This window comes from Aeromonas sp. s12, assembly GCF_040907925.1.
Taxonomy (GTDB): domain Bacteria; phylum Pseudomonadota; class Gammaproteobacteria; order Enterobacterales; family Aeromonadaceae; genus Aeromonas; species Aeromonas veronii.
The window spans coordinates 66,563-85,606 of sequence record NZ_JBFOCT010000023.1; the positions used below are offsets into that span (position 1 = coordinate 66,563).

Genomic DNA, 19,044 nt, shown 5'->3' on the forward strand with positions numbered 1-19,044 from the left:
CGATGAGAGGCGTGACGCCGCTCAGTGGAAGGCTGACATCAGATCCGGATGGGCGGCGATCACCTCGTCCAGTGCCTGCTCCAGCCGACTGCCACTGGTGATGAGCGGGTTGAGCACCAGGGCACGCCAGGCTGCGTGGCGGTTGCCGGTGATGGCGGCCTCGATGGTGAGCTGCTCGAACTCTTTCATCAACTGCAGCAGGCGCAGGGTGTCTTGCGGGAAGGGGGCCACGTTGAGCGGCAGCGGGCCTGACTTGGTGATAAGGGAGCTGACCTCCACCGCGCACTCATCCGGCAGACCGTTGATGGCGCCATTGTTGCGGGTGTTGACGTGCATGATGATGCGCTTGTCGTTGTGGATGGCGCTCATCAGCTCGCATGCGGCTTCCGAATAGTATTGGCCGCCGCGTCCTTCCAGCGCCTTGGGCTTCTCGGCGAGATCCGGGTTGCGATAGAGATCGAACAGCTGTTGCTCGATGACCTTGACCACCTCGCCCCGGGTACCTTCGCCATTGGCCTCACCGAGCTCCTGCTTGAGGATGTCGTCGCTCATGTAGTAGTAGCGCAGATAGGCACAGGGGATCATGCCCAGATTGGCCAGCAGGTCCTTGGGCCAGGCAAAGGGGGGAATATTGCGCGGCACCAGCGGATCCTGCCCTTGCGCGAGCCGGGCAATCACGTCGCCGAGTCGGTCCTGGCCCTGATGCTGGATCTGGCGTACGAAGATGAAGTGGTTGAGCCCGGCCACCTGCATGATGAACTCCTGCTCATTCTGGGTCTCCAGCAGGGTAGCGACCCCTTTTTGCATGATCACCGGCACGTTGCACAGCCCTACCGCTTTGATCTTGCTGTGACGCAATACCGCTTCGGTCACCATGCCTGACGGATTGGTGAAGTTGAGCAGCCAGGCATCGGGGCAGAGGCGTTCCATGTCGGCGGCGATCTGCAAGGCGATGGGGATGGTTCGGCAAGCGTTGGCAAAGCCGCCCAGTCCATTGGTCTCCTGACCGATCAGACCATATTTCAACGAGATCCGCTCATCGCTGATGCGGGCTTCCAGACAGCCGGCGCGAAACTGGGAGCAGACGTAGTCGGCGCCTTGCAGTGCCTCTTCCCGATCGAGCCGGGTTTCAACCCGTACCGCCAGCCCGGCTTTGGCCAGCATGCGGCGGGTGAGGGCAGCGATGATCGCCATCTTCTCGCGGCCATCGTCGATGTCGACCAACCAGAGTTCGCGCATTGGCAACTCGTGCTGACGCTGGATCAGCCCTTCAATCAGCTCCGGGGTATAGCTGGAGCCAGCACCGATGACCACAATCTTGAGTCCGTTTTTCATTGTCCACCTCATGAACAGGGATAGGGGTTGCACCTATTAAAGAGGGGCGTGGATGGCCAGACAAACGAAATAAGGGGCACTATGGATTAGCCAGTTTCATCCATAAGTGGAAGTGGCATACTAATGCCCTGCACCGTAACGATCGTGATCACGAGGTTATCCATGCTGGTACAACAGAACACCCTAGCCCTGCTGCACACCTTCGAGAGCACGGCCCGTCATCTCAGTTTCACCCGCGCCGCCGAGGAGATGAACCTCACCCAGGGGGCCATCAGCCACCGTATTCGTCATCTGGAAGGGCTACTGGGGTTTCGCCTGTTTATTCGCCTGACCCGCAAGCTGGCGTTGACGGAGGAGGGGGCGAGACTGTTGGCGACCCTGAGCCACTCCCTGCGCCAGATCAACGAGGAGATCGAGGATATCCGGGCTCAGGATCTGCGGGGGACGCTCCACGTGGGGGTTGCGCCTACCCTGGGGCTCAACTGGCTGATGCCAAGGTTGCCCCGTTTCCAGCAGCGCTGGCCCGGGCTGAACGTCATGATGCGGGTACGGGCGGGGGCAGTGGATTTCAACGAGGAGCGGGTGGATCTGGCCATCTACTACGGCGCCACCCGTTGCAGTGATCTGCACCGGGAGCTGTTGATGGAAGAGCAACTGGTGCCCGTCTGTTCTCCCGAATATGCCGAGCGGCTGGGATTGCTGGCGGATCCGGCCCGGCTGGCGGAGGCCTGTTTTATCCACGCCTCCGAATCGACTGATGTGCAGCAGCTCTTCTCGGAGTGGCGCCACTGGTGCGAGGGCGCGGCCATGGCTCTGCCCTATGAACAGCGTCACTACGGCTTCAATCACTATCAGATGGCGCTGCAGGCGGCGCAGGGCGGCATGGGCGTCGCAATGGGGCGGGAGGTGCTGGTGTGCAGCTTGCTGGCGCAGGGCTCGCTGGTGGCAGTGGGTGGCCCGCGGGTGCCAGCCGGGCGCAATTACGAGCTGATTTCGCCGCGGGAGAACCGCGAGCGACCGCGCTTTCGCGCCTTTAGCGACTGGCTGCGCAGCGAGGTGGCGCTCAGCCAGTCAGGCCCTGAACCGGTTCTTTAAAACAGCTTGCTACCCCAGCCGAGCTTGTTGCGCAGCACATGGAAGTAGCTGTAGTCGAGGGGATGCACCAGATGGAGCTGGTGGTGGCTCTTTTTGATGAGGATCTCGTCCCCCGGGTGTACCGCCAGCGTCACCTGACCGTCACAGCTCACCTGCATGGCGTCATCCTGATTCTCTGGCGAGACCAGCAGTCGCACTTCACTGTCGGCATCCAGCACGATGGGACGGCTGCTCAGGGTGTGCGGGAACATGGGCACCAGCGTGATGGCGTTGAGCTTGGGGGTGAGGATGGGACCACCGGCCGACAATGAATAGGCGGTGGAGCCGGTCGGGGTGGCCACTATGATGCCGTCCGAGCGCTGGCTATACATGAAGCTGCCATCGATATAGACCTCGAACTCGATCATGTGGGCGATCTTGCCCGGGTGCAGTACGGCTTCGTTGACCGCCAGATTGCTCGATTTGCGCTCGCCGTGGCGATAGACCGAGGCTTCCAGCAGGAAGCGGTGTTCGCTCTTGTAGTGACCGGAGAGCACCTGCTCCAGTGGCAATAGATAATCTTGCGGCGAGAGGTCGGTCAGAAAGCCGAGGTTACCCCGGTTGACCCCGATCACTGCCACATCGAAGCGCGACAGCACCCGTGCCGCCCCCAGCATGTTGCCGTCACCGCCGACCACGATGGCGAGATCGGCCTGCTGGCCCAGTTGTACCAGATCCATCACGTTTTCATCGAGGATGCTCAGGGTCTGGGCGACCCGGCTCTCCACCAGTACCCTAAAGCCGCGGGCGGTCAGGTATTGATGCAGGCCGGTCAGCGTCTGGTTGGCCCCCTCATGGTGGGGTTTGCCAATCAGGGCGATGGTTTTGAACGGAGAATCCATAGTCAGTCAGATCTGGGATGGGTATTGCGGGCCAGTATACAGTGCTTTGCTCCGCTTGTGACGCTCTCCCGTGTGACGGGGCTGGCTATCCCCTTGAGGCTACTGGTTAAACGGTGAGCGGTAACCCGGATAAACCGACGGTTGCTGCTATTCAGCAACCCTGATTGCCCTTTACCCCTTGAAAGCCGGGGATGCATCCCCATAATAGCGCCAACATAGTCGGTCTGTTGTCGTCCGGTCGCTCAACCAGACGTCAGGGCCCTCATAAGTAACCCCGGAATTGGAGATGTCATGAACCACGAAGAGCAAAAGGTTGAAGCGATGGAGCAAGTGGAAGCCCAGCCAGTCGAGCCGACCGATGTAGACAGTGAAGTGACAGCCGAGCAGGCCCGCATTGCCGAACTGGAAGCGCAGCTGGAAACCGCCATCCAAAAAGCGGCGGAAGAGCGTGAACGCGCCCTGCGTACCGCCGCCGAGATGGAGAACCTGCGCCGTCGTACCGAGCTGGATGTGGAGAAGGCGCACAAGTTTGCTTTGGAGAAGTTCGCCAACGAACTGCTGCCGGTGCTGGACAACCTTGAGCGTGCCATCGAACTGGCCGACAAGGAGAACGAAGCCCTCAAGCCGATGATCGAAGGTGTCGAGCTGACCCTGAAATCCATGCAGAGCGGTGTGGCCAAGTTTGGTCTGGTGGCGCTCGACCCGATCAACCAGCCGTTTGACCCCAACGCCCATCAGGCGATGAGCATGGTGCCGAGTGCCGATGTGGCCCCGAACACCGTCATTGCAGTGATGCAGAAGGGCTATGACCTCAACGGTCGGGTGATCCGTCCGGCCATGGTGATGATCGCCAAAGCGGTCGACTGATTGGCTGTGGGTGCCCGAGCCCGCCCTGTGGCGGGCTTTTTGTTTCGCAGTGCAGCACCTGTTCATCTTGCCCGGTTTACGGCTCAACGTGACCGCGCAACCATGACAAAGGGTGTGGTTTTTTAGGGTTGGGGCTTGAAGCTGCGTCTGGCGACCCCATATAGGTAGCAAGGCCGCGGCGGCACAAAAAATTTGATGCCGGGAGCTTGAAAGCCAGATTGGCAGCCCCCACCTAGCCGTTAACGCATTAAGGCGAGTTCCTCGCCAGTTTATTCAAAGTATTTGGAGATTCGTCAAATGGGTAAAATCATCGGTATTGACCTGGGTACTACCAACTCCTGCGTCGCTATTCTGGATGGCGACACTGCTCGCGTGATCGAGAACGCAGAAGGCGATCGTACTACTCCGTCCATCATTGCCTATGCCGATGATGGCGAGATCCTGGTTGGTCAGCCGGCCAAGCGTCAGGCCATCACCAACCCGAAAAACACCCTGTTCGCCATCAAGCGTCTGATCGGTCGTCGTTTTGAAGATGAAGAAGTGCAGCGTGACCTGAAAATCATGCCGTACGCCATCGCCAAAGCTGACAACGGCGACGCCTGGGTTGAAGTGAAGGGCAAGAAAATGGCACCGCCGCAGATCTCTGCCGAAGTGCTGAAAAAGATGAAGAAGACCGCCGAAGACTACCTGGGCGAGCCGGTAACCGAAGCCGTTATCACTGTTCCAGCCTACTTCAACGACGCCCAGCGTCAGGCTACCAAGGATGCCGGTCGCATCGCCGGTCTGGATGTAAAACGCATCATCAACGAACCGACTGCTGCTGCATTCGCTTACGGCGTGAACAAGGTCAAAGGCGAGCGCAAGGTTGCCGTATATGACCTGGGGGGCGGTACTTTCGATATCTCCATCATCGAGATCGACGAAGTTGAAGGCGAAACCACCTTCGAAGTACTGGCGACCAACGGTAACACCCACCTGGGTGGTGAAGACTTCGATAACCGCGTCATCAACTATCTGGTAGACGAGTTCAAGCGTGAGCAAGGCATCGACCTGCGTAACGACCAGCTGGCTCTGCAGCGTCTGAAAGATGCCGCCGAGAAAGCCAAGATCGAGCTCTCTTCTGCCCAGCAGACCGACGTCAACCTGCCGTACATCACTGCAGATGCCACCGGTCCGAAGCACATGAACATCAAGGTGACCCGCGCCAAGCTGGAATCCCTGGTAGAAGACATGGTGAAGGACTCTCTGGAGCCGGTTCGTGTCGCCCTGAAAGACTCCGGTCTGGCTGTTGGCGAGATCGACGACGTAATTTTGGTTGGTGGTCAGACCCGTATGCCGCTGGTTCAGAAGACCGTTGCCGAGTTCTTTGGCAAAGAGCCGCGTAAAGACGTCAACCCGGACGAAGCCGTGGCCATGGGTGCTGCCATCCAGGGCGCCGTACTGTCCGGTGACAAGACCGACGTACTGCTGCTGGACGTCACCCCGCTCTCCCTGGGTATCGAAACCATGGGTAGCGTGATGACTGCGCTGATCGAGAAGAACACCACCATCCCGACCAAGAAGTCCCAGGTGTTCTCGACTGCCGAAGACAACCAGTCTGCCGTGACCATTCACGTGCTGCAGGGTGAGCGCAAGCGCGCCAGCGACAACAAGTCTCTGGGCCAGTTCAACCTGGAAGGCATCCGTCCGGCACCGCGCGGTCTGCCGCAGATCGAAGTGACCTTCGACATCGATGCCAACGGTATCCTGCACGTCTCTGCAAAAGACAAAGAGACCAACAAAGAGCAGAAGATCACCATCCAGGCCTCCTCTGGTCTGTCTGATGACGAGATCGAGCGCATGGTACGCGAAGCCGAAGCCAACGCGGCCGAGGACAAGAAGTTTGAAGAGCTGGTACAGGCTCGCAACCAGGCTGATGGTCTGGTCCACTCCGTACGCAAGCAGATCACCGAAGCCGGTGAAGCCCTGCCTGCCGACGACAAGACCAAGATCGAAGCTGCTCTGAGCGAGCTGGAAGCGGCCATCAAGGGTGACGACAAGGCTGCTATCGAAGCCAAACAGCAGGCTCTGCTGGAAGCGTCCCAGAAGCTGATGGAAATTGCCCAGCAGCAGGCTCAGGCCCAGGGTGCAGCCGGTGCTGATGCCGGTCAGTCCTCCTCTTCTGCCAAGGCTGACGACGACGTAGTCGACGCCGAGTTCGAAGAAGTGAAAGACGACAAGAAGTAAGCCCTACCCAGATGGGCGAAGTCCGCTTCGCCCATCGGCTTGGTCAATGAATTCACGGGCGTTGGGTAACCAACGCCCGTCTGCGTAACCACAGGATGAGTATGTCGAAGCGCGATTTCTACGAAGTACTGGGTGTGGCGAAAGATGCCGACGATCGCGAGATCAAGAAGGCGTACAAGCGCCTGGCCATGAAGTATCACCCGGATCGTAACCAGGGTGATGCCGCATCCGAAGAGAAGTTCAAAGAGGTCAAGGAAGCCTACGAGGTCCTGACCGATGCCAACCTGCGTGCCCGTTACGACCAGTACGGCCATGCCGGTGTCGACCCGAGCCAGGGTGGCGGTGGCCACGGTGGCTTTGGCGGCGGTGCCGACTTCGCCGACATGTTTGGTGACGTATTCGGTGACATCTTCGGCGGTGGCCGTGGTGGTGCCCGTCGTGGCCCGGCCCGTGGCTCCGACCTGCGTTACACCATGGAGCTGACGCTGGAAGAGGCGGTACGCGGGGTCTCCAAGGAGATCAAGGTGCCGACCCTGGTTCACTGTGAAGTCTGTAACGGCTCCGGTGCCCACACCGGCAGCAGTGCCCAGACCTGCCCGACCTGCCACGGCTCCGGCCAGGTGCAGATGCGTCAGGGCTTCTTCGCGGTGCAGCAGGCATGTCCGCACTGTCACGGTCGCGGCAAGATCATCAAGGATCCGTGCCGCAAGTGCCACGGTGAAGGTCGCTACCAGCGCACCAAGACCCTGTCGGTGAAAATTCCGGCGGGCGTCGATACCGGCGATCGCATCCGTCTCTCCGGCGAAGGGGAAGCGGGGGAAGCAGGGGCACCGGCAGGGGATCTCTACGTACAGGTGCACGTCAAAGAGCACGAAATTTTCGTGCGTGACGGCAACAACCTCTACTGCGAAGTGCCCATCAGCTTCACCGCAGCTGCGCTGGGTGGCGAGATTGAAGTACCGACCCTGGATGGCCGCGTCAAGCTCAAGGTCACTCCGGAGACCCAGACCGGCAAGATGTTCCGCATGCGCGGCAAGGGCGTGAAGTCCGTGCGCTCCGGTCAGGTAGGGGATCTGATGTGCAAGGTGGTGATCGAGACTCCGGTCAACCTCACCGAGCAGCAGAAAGAGCTGTTGCGCCAGCTGGACGAATCCTTCAGCGGCGCCGCTGCCAAGACCCACAAGCCGAAATCGGAAGGTTTCTTCGAAGGGGTGAAACGCTTCTTCGACGATCTGACCAGCTGATTTCAGCGACCCGAATAAACAGAGCCGGCCTTGTGCCGGCTCTTTTTTTGCCCGCCGTTTAGCCAGGATCCGCCCTATTGAGTGGATCCTGATGAGGGATCCTCCTCACAACTCCCGCCAATTCCTGCTGTACAAATGTTATCCCGCTCACACTATTGCTGAAACGGTTTAGTTGCTGTATTGAGTTGGCTAAAGCGGTTTAGCTATGCTCTGGCTGTCGATAACAACAGCGCCCGTTCGGGCTACAGATGACAGGTGAGGAAGATGATGATGTTCAAGAGCAAGTTGGCGCTGGCGGTAGCGCTGGGATTGGGGATGAGCAACCCGCTGTGGGCGGCGGATGGCGGTATCGAGGCCCGTCTGGCGGCGCTGGAGGCGCGGGTACAGGCGGCTGAAGCGAGAGCCGAGGCAGCAGAGAGCCGTGCCAGTCAGGCGGAAGTGAAGGCGAGCGCGGCGAGTGAGCAGGCGCAGGTGGCCGACAACCGCAGCCAGAAGGTGGATGAGAAGACCGCCGGTGCCCAAGGTTTCGAGTTTCACGCTTACGCTCGCTCGGGCCTGTTGGTCAACAGCAATGGCAACGGTGGGCGCGGCGGCCCCTACATCACGCCAGCCGGTTCGGTGGGCGGGGCTGTCGGTCGTCTTGGCAACGAGGATGACACCTACATGGAGGCCAACCTGCTGAAAACCCAGACCTTCGAGGATGGCAGCTGGGCCCGCTACAAGCTGATGCTGGCTGACGGGGTGGAGACCAGCAACGACTGGACCGCCAGCGATTCGAGCCTCAATACCCGTCAGGTGTTTGCCGAGATCGGCAATCTGGCGAGCTTCGACGGCCCCTTCAAGAATGCGGTGCTGTGGGCGGGTAAGCGCTTTGATCGGGACAACTTCGACATCCACTGGCTCGATTCCGACGTGGTGTTCCTGGCCGGTACCGGCGGCGGTGTCTACGACGTGCAGCTGGCCGATAGCTGGAAGGCCAACTTCTCCCTCTATGGCCGCGATTACGGCGACATCAGCGCCAGCGGTCTTTCCGATATCGAGAGCTACATCCTCACCATGAACAACCGCGTCGGCAACTGGCAATGGATGGTGAACGGTCTCTCGGCCAAGGACAATGATGCCCGCATCAATGACAAGGGGGCGGGCAGCGAGGCGGCGGACAAGGGGGCACACACCCTGCTGGCCTACCACGGCGAGAGCTTCTTTGGCATCAACCCCGGTTTTGCCAAGGCGGCGGTGCTGTACGGTCATGGGCTGGGGGCCGAGGTCAAGGGGCTGGGCTCTGACAGCGAGCTGTTGCCGGACGCCGATGCAGTGCGGGTCGCCGTGTTTGGCGCCACCGATCTCAACTCGCGCTGGCGTTTTGCCCCGGCCCTGCTAGCCGAGCAGAGTCAGGATCGCTACGTGAAAGGGGACGAGTACCGCTGGCTCACCTTCAATACCCGGGTGGCGCAGGTGCTGAGCCAGAACGTCGAGCTGGTCTACGAGGCGGCCTGGCAGTACATGGATCTCGACCCCAAGGGTTACAAGGGACGCCAGGCGGTGAACGGCAACTTCACCAAGCTCACCTTCGCCCCCACCTTCAAGGCGCAGACCGCCGGTTTCTTCGAACGTCCCGAGCTGCGGGTGTTCGCCAGCTGGATGGACTGGTCCTCCGAGCTCGACAACTACGCCAGCGACGATGCCATGGGCCAGAGCAACTTCACCGCCGGTGGCGAGTGGAACTTTGGCTTACAGATGGAAACCTGGTTCTAGTTCGTTATCCCGATCACAAAAATGGCAGCCGGTGCCGAGATCTGTTGGTTGGCTAAAACGGTTTAGCTGATAATGCCAGCCAACAGAACAGAGTTCGGGTTTGACCGTGGATCCGATGCAGCAGTGGAGTAGCAAGGTGACGAATCGAGTGTGGGTAATGGGGGATGCGGTGGTGGACTTGATCCCGGAAGGGGCGTTGAACTACCTCAAGTGTCCGGGTGGTGCGCCCGCCAATGTGGCGGTTGGTGTGGCACGGCTGGGTGGCGATGCGGCCTTTATCGGCCGGGTTGGTGCTGACCCGTTCGGCCGCTTTATGGCCGACACCCTGAGCGGGGAGGGGGTGGATATCGGTGCGCTACGGCTCGATCCTGACCATCGCACCTCTACCGTGCTGGTGGCACTGGATGATGAGGGGGAGCGCAGCTTCACCTTTATGGTGCGCCCCAGTGCCGACCAGTTCCTCACCCCAGATGAGTTGCCCCACTTCGATGCCGGTCAGTGGTTGCTGACCTGCTCCATCGCGCTCGCCAACGAGCCGGTGCGCACCAGCTGCCTGCAGGCCATGGCGGACATCAAGGCGGCAGGCGGGCGGGTCTGCTTCGACCCCAACCTGCGCCCCGAGGTGTGGGGCAACCCGGCCGAGATGCTGCCGCTGGTGCGTCAGGCAATTACACAGGCGGATGTGGTCAAGCTCTCCATCGAGGAGCTGCAACTGCTGAGTGGCGAGGATGAACTGGCCGCCGGGCTCGCCACTCTCTCTGGCCCGGCGCTGGTGCTGGTGACCAGAGGGGCGGCCGGGGTGGTGGCTCGCCTTGATGGCGAGTTGCTGGAGTGGGTGGGGCAGAAAGTAACGCCCATCGACACCACGGGGGCGGGGGATGCCTTCGTCGCCGGTCTGCTGGCGGCGCTGGCCGGGCGCTCGTCGCTGCCGACTCTGGCCGAGCTACCCGCCATCCTGGCTCAGGCCCACGGTTGCGGGGCGCTCGCCACCACCGCCAAGGGGGCGATGACGGCGCTGCCGACCCGCTCCGAACTGGATGCCTTTTTGCGATCAAGCGCAAGCGGCTGTTGAGCTGAGGCTAGAAGCTCGGCTCGACAGCCCCTACTCTCATGTGACAAGGGCCCGCCAGCGTGGCGGGTCATAAGAGGAAGAATATGAATATCAGTGCGATAGCCAAGGATCTGGTGCCCCTGCTCGGGGGCAAGGAGAATATCGTCAGCGCAGCCCACTGCGCCACCCGGCTGCGGTTGGTGCTGGCCGATGACAGCAAGGTAAACAAGGCCGCCATCGACAAGCTGGAGGGGGTCAAGGGGTGCTTTAGCAACGCGGGCCAAATTCAGGTGATCTTCGGCACCGGTCTGGTCAACAAGGTCTATGCGGAGTTCGTGGCGCTGACCGGTACCGGCACCGCCAGCAAGGCGGAGCTGACCGACATGGCGGCGGCCAAGCTCAACGTGGCCCAGCGGTTGGCGCGAACCCTCTCCAACATCTTCGTGCCGATCATTCCGGCCATCGTCGCCTCGGGCCTGCTGATGGGGCTGCTCGGCATGGTGCGCACCTACGGTTGGGTCAATGCCGACAGCGCCCTGTTTGTGATGCTCGACATGTTCAGCTCGGCGGCCTTTATCATATTGCCGATCCTCATCGGCTTTACGGCGGCGCGGGAGTTTGGCGGCAATCCGTACCTCGGGGCGACCCTCGGCGGCATCCTCACCCACCCGGCGCTGACCAACGCCTGGGGCGTGGCCGGTGGTTTCAAGACCATGGACTTCTTCGGGCTGGATGTGGCGATGATCGGCTATCAGGGCACCGTCTTCCCGGTGCTGCTGGCGGTCTGGTTTATGTCCCATCTGGAGAAACAGCTGCGCAAGCGCATTCCGGATGCGCTGGATCTGATCCTCACGCCGTTTCTCACCGTCATCATCACCGGCTTTGTAGCGCTGCTTTTTATCGGCCCGGCGGGTCGGGTGCTGGGGGATGGCATCTCGTTCGGTCTGAGCGCCCTCTATGAGCAGGCGGGCTGGCTGGCGGGGCTGGTATTTGGCGGCACTTACTCGCTGATCGTCATCACCGGCATCCATCATAGCTTCCACGCCATCGAGGCGGGGTTGTTGGCCAATCCGCAAATTGGCGTCAATTTCCTGCTGCCCATCTGGGCCATGGCCAACGTGGCACAGGGTGGGGCTTGCCTCGCGGTCTACTTCAAGACCCGCGACGTGAAGATCAAGGCGATTACCGTGCCGGCTGCCATGTCCTGCCTGCTGGGTATCACGGAAGCGGCGATCTTCGGGGTGAACCTGCGTTACATCAAACCCTTCCTCGCCGGTCTGTTTGGCGGGGCCTGCGGCGGTGCCTACGTGGTGGCGGCCAAGGTGGGGATGACGGCGGTGGGGCTGACCGGTATTCCCGGCATGGCCATCGTCCAGCCCATGAGCCTTATTCATTACATCATCGGGCTGGTGATCGCCTTTGGCGCCGCTTTCGCCGCTTCCTACCTGCTCAAGTACAAGGTGGAGTGATGAAGGAAAGCGATCTTCTCAACCAGATTGTCCGGTCGCTGCTGGCCGGACAGCTCAAGGCGGCGGCCGATCCCCATCGGCCCCGCTGGCATCTGGCAGCCCCGGTGGGGCTGCTTAACGATCCCAACGGTTTTATCGAGCACGACGGGCGCTACCACCTCTTCTACCAGTGGAATCCGCTCGGCTGCGAGCACCGCAACAAGGGCTGGGGCCATGTCACCTCCACCGATCTGCTGCATTGGCAGCACGAGCCGGTGGCGCTGTTGCCCACCGAAGCCTATGAGAGCCACGGCTGCTATTCGGGCTCGGCGGTGAGCGACGAGCAGGGGCGCCTGACTCTTATCTACACCGGCAATGTCAAGTACCCGGATGGCAGTCGTACCGCTTATCAGTGTCTGGCCCGCGCCGACGGTGAGGCCGGTTTTGCCAAGCTGGGGCCTGTGCTGGATCTGCCCGCAGGCTACAGCGGCCATGTGCGCGATCCCAAGGTGTGGCACGACGGCCAGCAGTGGCTGATGGTGCTGGGGGCTCGCACTCTGGGCGACAAGGGGGAAGTGCTGCTCTATCGCGGCGAAACCCTGCAAAGCTGGCAGTGGGTGGGTCCCATCGCCGGTAGCGGGCGAGGGGGGCTGGGTGAGTTTGGCTATATGTGGGAGTGCCCGGATCTCTTCCCGCTGGTCGATCGCCATGTGCTGATCAGCTGCCCGCAGGGGATTGCCCCGGTGGGCGAGGATTATCGCAACCTCTACCAGTGCGGCTGGCTGGCGGGAGATTTCGACGGCGAGCGCTTCGAGCACGGGGCTTTCCACGAGCTGGACCGGGGCTTTGAGTTCTATGCCCCCCAGACCACTCTGGATAGCCAGGGTCGGCGCTTGCTGTTTGGCTGGCTGGGTCTGCCGGAGGCGAACGAGATGAGCCAGCCCACCATCCCCTATGGCTGGATCCACCAGATGAGCTGCCCGCGGGAGCTGTTCTGGCAGGATGAGTGGCTCTGCCAGCGGCCGGTGGCGGAGCTGGCGGCATTGAAGGGAGAGCAGACCCGCTTCGAGGGGACGCTTGGCGAGTTTCCGGGGCTGGCCATCGACTCGGCCTGGCTCGATATGGGGCTCTGCGGTGAGGGGAGTCTCTGGTTCGGCGCCGTGGCCGAGCTGGTGTGGCAGCCGGGGCGCATCACCTTGCGGCGCCAGAACTGGCAGAGCGGGGCGTGGGAGACTCGCAGCAGCCCATGGGCTGGCGGGCGGATCACCGTGCTGTGCGATCGCTCCAGTCTGGAGTGTTTCATCGATGAGGGTCGCCACACCCTGTCGGCGCGCTACTTCCCCGGGGAGAAGCCGCAACTTTCATCAGGTAACGGCGATGATGGCTGCAAAATTTGCCTCAATCACTGGCCGCTGTCGGCGTGCTTAGTACAATAGCCCGGTTCTAGTCAGCCGGGAGGCCAGGTGGAGAAGAAGAAACGGATCACGATTGCCCAGATCGCCGAACTGGCGGGGGTGTCCAAGGCGACCGCCAGTCTGGTGCTCAACGGGAAGAGTGCGGAGTACCGGATTGCCGACGATACCCGCAAGCGCATTCAGGCGGTGGCGGAGGAGTGTCACTACCTGCCGAGCTTTCATGCCCGCTCCCTGCGCGAGACCCGCAGCTACACCTGGGGGCTGGTGATCCCCGATCTCACCAACTTCGGTTTTGCCCGCATTGCCCGTGCCCTCGAGGCGCACTGCCGGGAGGCGGGCATCCAGCTGCTGATCGCCTGCTCCGAGGATGATCCCGCCCTCGAGCAGCGGGTGGTGGATAACCTCATCAGCCGCCAGGTGGATGGGCTGATTGTCGCCTCCAGCGGCCACAGCGATGACATCTATGCCCGCATTCACGACCGCCTGCCGGTGGTGCAGCTCGACCGCCATATTGGCGAGTCGCGCCTGCCCATGGTGATCTCCGATGCCTGCAAGGCCACCGCCGAGCTGGTGCGGGACATGGCCAGCGAGTGCGGCGAGGAGATCTACTACTTCGGCGGCCTGCTGGATCTCTCCCCCAGTCGTCACCGGCTGGCGGGCTATGAGCTGGGGCTCCATCGCGCCGGTTTTGAAGCCGATGTAGCCCGGGTGCGTCATCGCGACTATCAGCCGAGCTCCGGTTATCAGCTGATGGCCGAGCTGGTGGCCGAGCTGGGGGCGCCCCCAAGGGGGCTCTTTACCGCCTCTTTTACACTGCTGGAAGGGGTACTGCGCTACCTCAATGAGGCGGGGCTGATGGAGACAGGGATGCGCCTGTGTACCTTCGATGATCATGACCTGCTCGACTGCATTCCCATGCGCATCGACTCGGTGGCGCAGGATTGTCCGGCGCTGGCTCTCGCCGCTTTCGAGCTGATGCAGCAACTGATTGCGGGCAATCCCCCGGCGCAGACTGCCCAGGTGATCACCCCCAGGGTGCGCTGGCGCAGCCGCCGCTAGCCACTCTTCGCCCATCCCATATGAGAAAGCCCCGCCATTGCTGGCGGGGCTTTTTGCTGCGGGCGGATGGTTCGTTCCTCTGACCAACGGCTCAATCGGTGGTACTGGTGCGCCAGAACACCTGCTTGATATGAGGGTGGATGGCCAGCTTTTGCATCAGGGCATCCAGCTCGTCGCCATCGATGGAGGTAGCCAGCAGCACCGCCGAGATCTCCAGATCCCCCGCGCCAAACGGCTCGATATCGAGTTCGCTCAAGGGGTAGTTGGCCTGCTCCAGCATCTCTTCCAGCCAGTGCAGCACCTCTTTTTGATGCTCGCGCGGGGTCAGGGCCGTCACCTTGTAGGTCACTTCGGTATCCAGATTGTCTACCGGGCGACGGTTGATCTGGTTGACCAGCGGTCGCAGCAGGGTGTTGGCGGCCAGCACGAACAGGGCGCCCAGAATGGCCTCCATGGCCAGCCCTGCACCACAGGCGGCGCCGACCGCAGCGACACCCCAGAGGGTGGCGGCAGTGTTGATGCCGCGGATATTGCCCGACTCGCGCATGATGACGCCGGCGCCGAGAAAGCCGATGCCGGAGACGATATAGGCCACCACATGGACCACGTTGTAGTTGCCGCCGTGCAGGTCATAGATGCGCTGGGCCAGACTGACGAACAGGGCGGCCCCTACGGCGACCAGCACGTTGGTGCGCAGGCCCGCGGTACGTTGGCGGTACTGGCGCTCCAGCCCGATCAGACTGCCGAGCACAAAGGCGAGCAGCAGGCTGGCCAGGGTGTCGAGCAGGGAGATCATGTCAATTTGTTGCCACATCTTCATGGCGTACTCCTTCTGATAAGTGCTAGCTTGGTGCAATCCATGATGAAACGCCGGGAGGCGGATGGATCAGGGGATGATTGCGCGGATGGCCAGCAGACAAACAAAACGCGGCGTCCCGGGGCGTGAGCATCATCGGATGCCCTGACGCTCGGAGAGGACGCAACAAGCGGGGCCAGCGTGGCTGGCCCCTTTCACTGTGGTTAACGCAGGTGTGCGGTCAGTTGAGTTCGGGATCGCAGTCGATGCGCGGGCGCAGTTGCCAGCGCACCGGATGTGCTACTCCGACCTGATGAACAAACTGCACCAGATAGCGGCGCTGGGGCGGGGTGCACTGCAGGTTGAGCACCAGCTCACGCCCGCCGCCGCGACCCGGCTTCATCGATTGCATCGGTTGCAGCCCCGCCGGTTGCAGGGTGTGGTTCACCATATCCAGCACCTGCTCCATATCGGCGCGATCCTCACAACGGATCTGCAGCCGGTAGTGGTGCTGACGCGGTTTGCCGCCCAGCCAGCGTGGCAGCATGCCACGGCCGAGCCTGCTCAACAGGGGGTGAGCCCGGGTAGCAACAGAACCTGTTGCGACCGCGCGATCCGCAGCCGGTTTGATTGAGATAAAACGCATAGCAGCCTCCTTGTGGGAAGCAGAAACTATGCAGGCATGGCGACCGTGGCGGTTGGCCACAGGTCACCAGACGTCAAGTGTAAAAAGGGAGAAGAGGGGAGTGGATTTCCGCTTCTCGCAGGGTTGCGAGTTGCGGCAGAGAAAGACCTGCGGCTAGCTCGCGACCTTGGTACCGACGATGAGGGTCGGTCTACAACTGTCACTTGATGAGTTGCCCACTGATGGTCTCCGCTATTGATAAGAGGCTCGAATGATAGCCGAGGTGGCAGGCAGGGTAAACCCCGCGCCGCCCGCAGCAACATCTTGAAACATAATCGAAAGCCCCGTTTTGCCGCGCAGGGCCACCAAAAGCAGACCCGGCGAGGGCCGGGTCTGCGGGGTCATTCGGTCTTGTCGATGCCGAGGTATTTGAGCATCAGTTTTTCGTAGATGGGCTCGGTATCCCCCACCTGCATCTTGTGCAGAAAGTACTTCTCGAAGGCGATCTTGGCCAGATGGACCCACTTTCCTTTCTTGAACCAGGCGACGTTGCGCGGCGGGATCTGCGGCATGGCGACGAAGGCGGCGCCGGTGTCCCCCATGTCTGCCAGACAGATGGCATTCCACACTGCTTTGGTTACCGGCGGCTGGCCACTGAGCTCCGCCTTGATGTTGTGGCTTAAGGTGCGCACCATCGCCTCAATCATGTAGCCGGTCTTGGGCACCCCGGTCGGCACCGGCGTCTTGTGCGGCGGTGCAATGGCGATGCAGACCCCGGCGGCGTAAATCTGCGGGAAGGCGGGGTTGCGCTGGTGTTCGTCGACGATGACAAAGCCACGGGGATTGACCAGCCCCTCGATGTCCCGCAGTGGCGCAATGCCGACAAAGGCGGGCAGCATCATGGCATGTTTGTAGGGCAGGGTGTGGGTGCGCTTGATGTTGCCCTCATCGTCCAGCTCCTCCACCGTCATCTGGCCATCTTGCGCCGCCACGGTGCGGGCATTGCAGATCCACTGCACGTCGCGCATTCGCAGTTCGCTCTCCAGCATCCCCTTGGAGTCGCCCACGCCGTTGAGACCCAGATGGCCGATGTAGGGCTCGCTGGTGACAAAGGTCATGGGCACATTTTTCCTCACCTTCTTGTCGCGCAGGTGGCGATCGAGGATGAACGCATACTCGTAGGCGGGGCCGAAGCAGGAGGCGCCCGGCATGGCGCCGACAATCACAGGGCCGGGCTCATCGACCAGTGCGCTGACACTGTGACGGCACTCTTCGGCGTGGGAGAGGGTACAGACGCTGGTGGTGCCACCGGATTCGGGGCCAGCCCCCGTCACCTCGTCAAAGGCGAGGGCCGGGCCGGTGCAGATTGCCAAAAAGTCGTAACGCAGGGTCTGGCCATCGGAGAGGGTGAGCTGCTGCGCCGCCGGTTGCAGCTCGGTCAGGGCGGCATGGATAAAGCGGATCCCCTTTTTCTTCACATGGGGTTCGATGGGGATCGAGATCTCCTTGCGCTCCCGCCACTGGACGGCAATCCAGGGGTTGGAGGGGGTGAATTCAAAGTCCGGCTTGTCATTGATGAGGATCACCTCATGCTGCTTGCCCAGTTCGGCCTTGAGTTCGTAGGCGGCAGACATGCCCCCGAGACCTGCGCCGATGACGATTACCGTTGCCATGTTCAGCCTCCTGCGTTTATTACACGCTCATGTGAGCCGGGTCATCCGACCCGTTTATTTAAAACCTATCCGTTTGAGGATCATCGCTGCCGGGCAGAAACCGGTGAATGCGCTCTGGATCAGGTTGACCCCGACAAAGGCACTCAACCAGACAAAGCCCGGATGAACCCAGGTGGTAAGGATAAGCGAGAGCAGCAACATGCAACCCGCGACGATTCTGACTCCGTTATCTACTGTCATGGTCTTTCTCCTTATCTACTTTAGATATTGCTAATTTAGTGTTGTTTTATACAATAGAACAAATATCAGCAATTGCTAATTTACTCTTATGAGCCAATTCGACGAGATGAACAGACATGCGACAGCCGCCGCCTCCTTGCTCAAGGCGTTGGCTCATCCCGAACGCCTGATGGTGCTCTGCCAGCTGGTGGAGGGGGAGAAGGGGGTCGGGGAGCTGCTGGCCCATAGCCAACTCGGGCAGTCGGCCTTCTCCCAGCAACTTTCGGTATTGAAGCGCTACGGCTTGATCCGTTCGCGCAAGGTTTCCCAGCAGATCTACTACTCGCTGGTGAGCGAGGCGGCTGCCGATGTGCTGGGGGCGCTGCAAACCCATTTTTGTCACTCGGAAAATAAGGAATCTTGATGATGGAAAGCCAATGGCTGCTCTCTTTGGGCGGCGGCATGCTGGCGGGGCTGTCGGCCCTGATCCTGATGTTGTTCAACGGCCGGGTGGCCGGCATCAGCGGCATTCTGGCCGGTGCGCTGCAACACCGTGCACCGTGGCGGGTGCTGTTTCTGCTGGGGCTGGGGGCGGGCGCCTGGTTGGCGCTGACTCTGGGTTGGGCCAGTATGCCCGCATTCACCACCTTGCCTGGTTGGCCGGTGGTGCTGCTGGCCGGTCTGCTGGTCGGCATCGGTACCCGTCTTGGCAATGGCTGCACCAGCGGTCACGGCATCTGTGGTATGGGGCGGCTCTCCCTGCGCTCCATCGTCGCCACCCTGACCTTTATGGCGGCAGGCTTTATCACCGTCTTCGTCACTCATCATCTGCTGTAAGGGGCTGATTGCCATGAAGTTGCTGACAAGTTTGTTTGCGGGTGTGTTGTTCGGACTGGGGATGGCCATCTCCGGCATGATGGATCCCGCCCGGGTCACCGGTTTTCTCGATCTGGCCGGGGCCTGGGATCCCAGCCTCGCCTTCGTGATGGGAGGGGCCCTGCTGGTCTTTATGCCGGGTTATTTTTTGCTGGTGAAACCCCGTCGCCAGAGTGTGCTGGGGGAGCCCATCGTTGCCGTACCAGCCCCTCGGCTGGAGCGCCGGCTGATCGGCGGGGCCGCGCTGTTTGGCATCGGCTGGGGATTGGTGGGTATCTGCCCGGGGCCTGCTCTGAGTCTCATTTCCAGCGGGCAGCCCATGATAATGTTGTTTATAGCGGCCATGGTGGCCGGGATCTTGCTGTTTGACAGAGGGCTGGCCAGGTTGCTGACCAAGGCGCCAGCTCGGGGAGTGGATAAGGTGCGCCAGTCCCATACCGCCTGATCCCGTGAAGTGACTGATGACGCCAGGGAAGGAG

General features: G+C 61.4%; 18 protein-coding genes. 12 read left to right on the top strand and 6 right to left on the bottom strand.

Translation table 11 applies throughout. The features are described 5' to 3' along the window. Nucleotides 1-21: 21 nt before the first annotated feature. Nucleotides 22-1,335 (bottom strand): 6-phospho-beta-glucosidase, encoded by a 1,314-nt coding sequence (locus AB5Y67_RS11395; protein WP_270657309.1) that lies wholly within the window; start codon nt 1,333-1,335, stop codon nt 22-24. A gap of 162 nt (nt 1,336-1,497) precedes the next feature. On the opposite strand from AB5Y67_RS11395, the gene AB5Y67_RS11400 reads away from it, so the two are divergent. Further along, the gene (locus AB5Y67_RS11400; RefSeq protein ID WP_270657310.1) at nt 1,498-2,430 is read left to right on the top strand and encodes a LysR substrate-binding domain-containing protein; all 933 of its coding nucleotides are present in this window, start codon (nt 1,498-1,500) and stop codon (nt 2,428-2,430) included. Here AB5Y67_RS11400 and nadK read toward each other — a convergent pair. After that, nucleotides 2,427-3,311: an NAD(+) kinase gene (gene nadK, locus AB5Y67_RS11405; RefSeq protein WP_270657311.1), complete on the bottom strand. Its 885-nt coding sequence runs from the start codon at nt 3,309-3,311 to the stop codon at nt 2,427-2,429. The genes AB5Y67_RS11400 and nadK overlap by 4 nt on opposite strands. Nucleotides 3,312-3,602: 291 nt before the next feature. Here nadK and grpE point away from each other — a divergent pair, with 291 nt between their 5' ends. The 8 genes from grpE to AB5Y67_RS11445 all read left to right on the top strand — a co-directional run bounded on the left by grpE (nt 3,603) and on the right by AB5Y67_RS11445 (nt 14,376). Further along, complete coding sequence (grpE, locus tag AB5Y67_RS11410; RefSeq protein ID WP_005338036.1) at nt 3,603-4,178, top strand: nucleotide exchange factor GrpE; 576 nt, start codon at nt 3,603-3,605, stop codon at nt 4,176-4,178. A 297-nt stretch (nt 4,179-4,475) separates the two neighbouring features. Beyond that, nucleotides 4,476-6,404: a molecular chaperone DnaK gene (gene dnaK, locus AB5Y67_RS11415; RefSeq protein WP_005338034.1), complete on the top strand. Its 1,929-nt coding sequence runs from the start codon at nt 4,476-4,478 to the stop codon at nt 6,402-6,404. Nucleotides 6,405-6,505: 101 nt separating this feature from the next. Continuing rightward, nucleotides 6,506-7,648 (top strand): molecular chaperone DnaJ, encoded by a 1,143-nt coding sequence (dnaJ, locus tag AB5Y67_RS11420; RefSeq protein WP_005338032.1) that lies wholly within the window; start codon nt 6,506-6,508, stop codon nt 7,646-7,648. A 264-nt stretch (nt 7,649-7,912) separates the two neighbouring features. Then, nucleotides 7,913-9,403 carry a carbohydrate porin gene (locus AB5Y67_RS11425; RefSeq protein ID WP_270657312.1) on the top strand — a complete coding sequence of 497 codons (1,491 nt, stop codon included), beginning with the start codon at nt 7,913-7,915 and terminating at the stop codon, nt 9,401-9,403. Between the two features lie 115 nt (nt 9,404-9,518). After that, a complete protein-coding gene (locus tag AB5Y67_RS11430; protein ID WP_270657313.1) occupies nt 9,519-10,475 on the top strand; it encodes an aminoimidazole riboside kinase in 957 nt (318 codons plus the stop codon). An 83-nt stretch (nt 10,476-10,558) separates the two neighbouring features. Next, a complete protein-coding gene (locus AB5Y67_RS11435) occupies nt 10,559-11,923 on the top strand; it encodes a sucrose-specific PTS transporter subunit IIBC (RefSeq protein ID WP_042657031.1) in 1,365 nt (454 codons plus the stop codon). Beyond that, a complete protein-coding gene (locus tag AB5Y67_RS11440) occupies nt 11,923-13,338 on the top strand; it encodes a sucrose-6-phosphate hydrolase (protein ID WP_201936890.1) in 1,416 nt (471 codons plus the stop codon). Before AB5Y67_RS11435 ends, AB5Y67_RS11440 begins: the two co-directional genes overlap by 1 nt. Before the next feature lie 27 nt (nt 13,339-13,365). Continuing rightward, on the top strand, nt 13,366-14,376 hold the full coding sequence (locus tag AB5Y67_RS11445) for a LacI family DNA-binding transcriptional regulator (RefSeq protein ID WP_064336901.1): 1,011 nt from the start codon (nt 13,366-13,368) through the stop codon (nt 14,374-14,376). A gap of 91 nt (nt 14,377-14,467) precedes the next feature. Here the strand turns inward: AB5Y67_RS11445 and AB5Y67_RS11450 are convergent, their stop codons facing one another. The 4 genes from AB5Y67_RS11450 to AB5Y67_RS11465 all read right to left on the bottom strand — a co-directional run bounded on the left by AB5Y67_RS11450 (nt 14,468) and on the right by AB5Y67_RS11465 (nt 17,710). Continuing rightward, complete coding sequence (locus tag AB5Y67_RS11450) at nt 14,468-15,196, bottom strand: MgtC/SapB family protein (RefSeq protein WP_368207785.1); 729 nt, start codon at nt 15,194-15,196, stop codon at nt 14,468-14,470. Nucleotides 15,197-15,413: 217 nt separating this feature from the next. Continuing rightward, nucleotides 15,414-15,818, bottom strand: a complete 405-nt coding sequence (locus tag AB5Y67_RS11455; protein ID WP_075115460.1) for a hypothetical protein — start codon at nt 15,816-15,818, stop codon at nt 15,414-15,416. Nucleotides 15,819-16,198: 380 nt separating this feature from the next. Next, on the bottom strand, nt 16,199-17,470 hold the full coding sequence (locus AB5Y67_RS11460; RefSeq protein WP_368207786.1) for an NAD(P)/FAD-dependent oxidoreductase: 1,272 nt from the start codon (nt 17,468-17,470) through the stop codon (nt 16,199-16,201). A gap of 54 nt (nt 17,471-17,524) precedes the next feature. Beyond that, on the bottom strand, nt 17,525-17,710 hold the full coding sequence (locus AB5Y67_RS11465; protein WP_005344304.1) for a DUF2892 domain-containing protein: 186 nt from the start codon (nt 17,708-17,710) through the stop codon (nt 17,525-17,527). An 88-nt stretch (nt 17,711-17,798) separates the two neighbouring features. Between AB5Y67_RS11465 and AB5Y67_RS11470 the strand changes: the two genes are divergently transcribed. From AB5Y67_RS11470 to AB5Y67_RS11480, 3 genes are read left to right on the top strand one after another with little or no spacing between them, the layout of a single operon-like run. Continuing rightward, nucleotides 17,799-18,113 (top strand): helix-turn-helix transcriptional regulator, encoded by a 315-nt coding sequence (locus tag AB5Y67_RS11470; RefSeq protein ID WP_005338008.1) that lies wholly within the window; start codon nt 17,799-17,801, stop codon nt 18,111-18,113. After that, the gene (locus AB5Y67_RS11475; protein WP_041202268.1) at nt 18,113-18,526 is read left to right on the top strand and encodes a YeeE/YedE family protein; all 414 of its coding nucleotides are present in this window, start codon (nt 18,113-18,115) and stop codon (nt 18,524-18,526) included. Before AB5Y67_RS11470 ends, AB5Y67_RS11475 begins: the two co-directional genes overlap by 1 nt. A gap of 13 nt (nt 18,527-18,539) precedes the next feature. After that, the gene (locus AB5Y67_RS11480) at nt 18,540-19,010 is read left to right on the top strand and encodes a YeeE/YedE family protein (protein ID WP_270804025.1); all 471 of its coding nucleotides are present in this window, start codon (nt 18,540-18,542) and stop codon (nt 19,008-19,010) included. The last annotated feature ends 34 nt before the right edge of the window (nt 19,011-19,044 follow it).

Excerpts from the sequence above, each read along its gene's own strand:
- AB5Y67_RS11450 (WP_368207785.1), bottom strand. The coding sequence starts at position 15,196 with ATGAAGATGTGGCAACAAATTGACATGATCTCCCTGCTCGACACCCTG.
- AB5Y67_RS11435 (WP_042657031.1), top strand. The coding sequence starts at position 10,559 with ATGAATATCAGTGCGATAGCCAAGGATCTGGTGCCCCTGCTCGGGGGC.
- grpE (WP_005338036.1), top strand. The coding sequence starts at position 3,603 with ATGAACCACGAAGAGCAAAAGGTTGAAGCGATGGAGCAAGTGGAAGCC.
- AB5Y67_RS11475 (WP_041202268.1), top strand. The coding sequence starts at position 18,113 with ATGATGGAAAGCCAATGGCTGCTCTCTTTGGGCGGCGGCATGCTGGCG.
- dnaJ (WP_005338032.1), top strand. The coding sequence starts at position 6,506 with ATGTCGAAGCGCGATTTCTACGAAGTACTGGGTGTGGCGAAAGATGCC.
- AB5Y67_RS11470 (WP_005338008.1), top strand. The coding sequence starts at position 17,799 with ATGAGCCAATTCGACGAGATGAACAGACATGCGACAGCCGCCGCCTCC.
- dnaK (WP_005338034.1), top strand. The coding sequence starts at position 4,476 with ATGGGTAAAATCATCGGTATTGACCTGGGTACTACCAACTCCTGCGTC.
- AB5Y67_RS11455 (WP_075115460.1), bottom strand. The coding sequence starts at position 15,818 with ATGCGTTTTATCTCAATCAAACCGGCTGCGGATCGCGCGGTCGCAACA.
- AB5Y67_RS11465 (WP_005344304.1), bottom strand. The coding sequence starts at position 17,710 with ATGACAGTAGATAACGGAGTCAGAATCGTCGCGGGTTGCATGTTGCTG.
- nadK (WP_270657311.1), bottom strand. The coding sequence starts at position 3,311 with ATGGATTCTCCGTTCAAAACCATCGCCCTGATTGGCAAACCCCACCAT.
- AB5Y67_RS11440 (WP_201936890.1), top strand. The coding sequence starts at position 11,923 with ATGAAGGAAAGCGATCTTCTCAACCAGATTGTCCGGTCGCTGCTGGCC.
- AB5Y67_RS11425 (WP_270657312.1), top strand. The coding sequence starts at position 7,913 with ATGATGATGTTCAAGAGCAAGTTGGCGCTGGCGGTAGCGCTGGGATTG.
- AB5Y67_RS11395 (WP_270657309.1), bottom strand. The coding sequence starts at position 1,335 with ATGAAAAACGGACTCAAGATTGTGGTCATCGGTGCTGGCTCCAGCTAT.
- AB5Y67_RS11400 (WP_270657310.1), top strand. The coding sequence starts at position 1,498 with ATGCTGGTACAACAGAACACCCTAGCCCTGCTGCACACCTTCGAGAGC.
- AB5Y67_RS11430 (WP_270657313.1), top strand. The coding sequence starts at position 9,519 with ATGCAGCAGTGGAGTAGCAAGGTGACGAATCGAGTGTGGGTAATGGGG.
- AB5Y67_RS11480 (WP_270804025.1), top strand. The coding sequence starts at position 18,540 with ATGAAGTTGCTGACAAGTTTGTTTGCGGGTGTGTTGTTCGGACTGGGG.
- AB5Y67_RS11460 (WP_368207786.1), bottom strand. The coding sequence starts at position 17,470 with ATGGCAACGGTAATCGTCATCGGCGCAGGTCTCGGGGGCATGTCTGCC.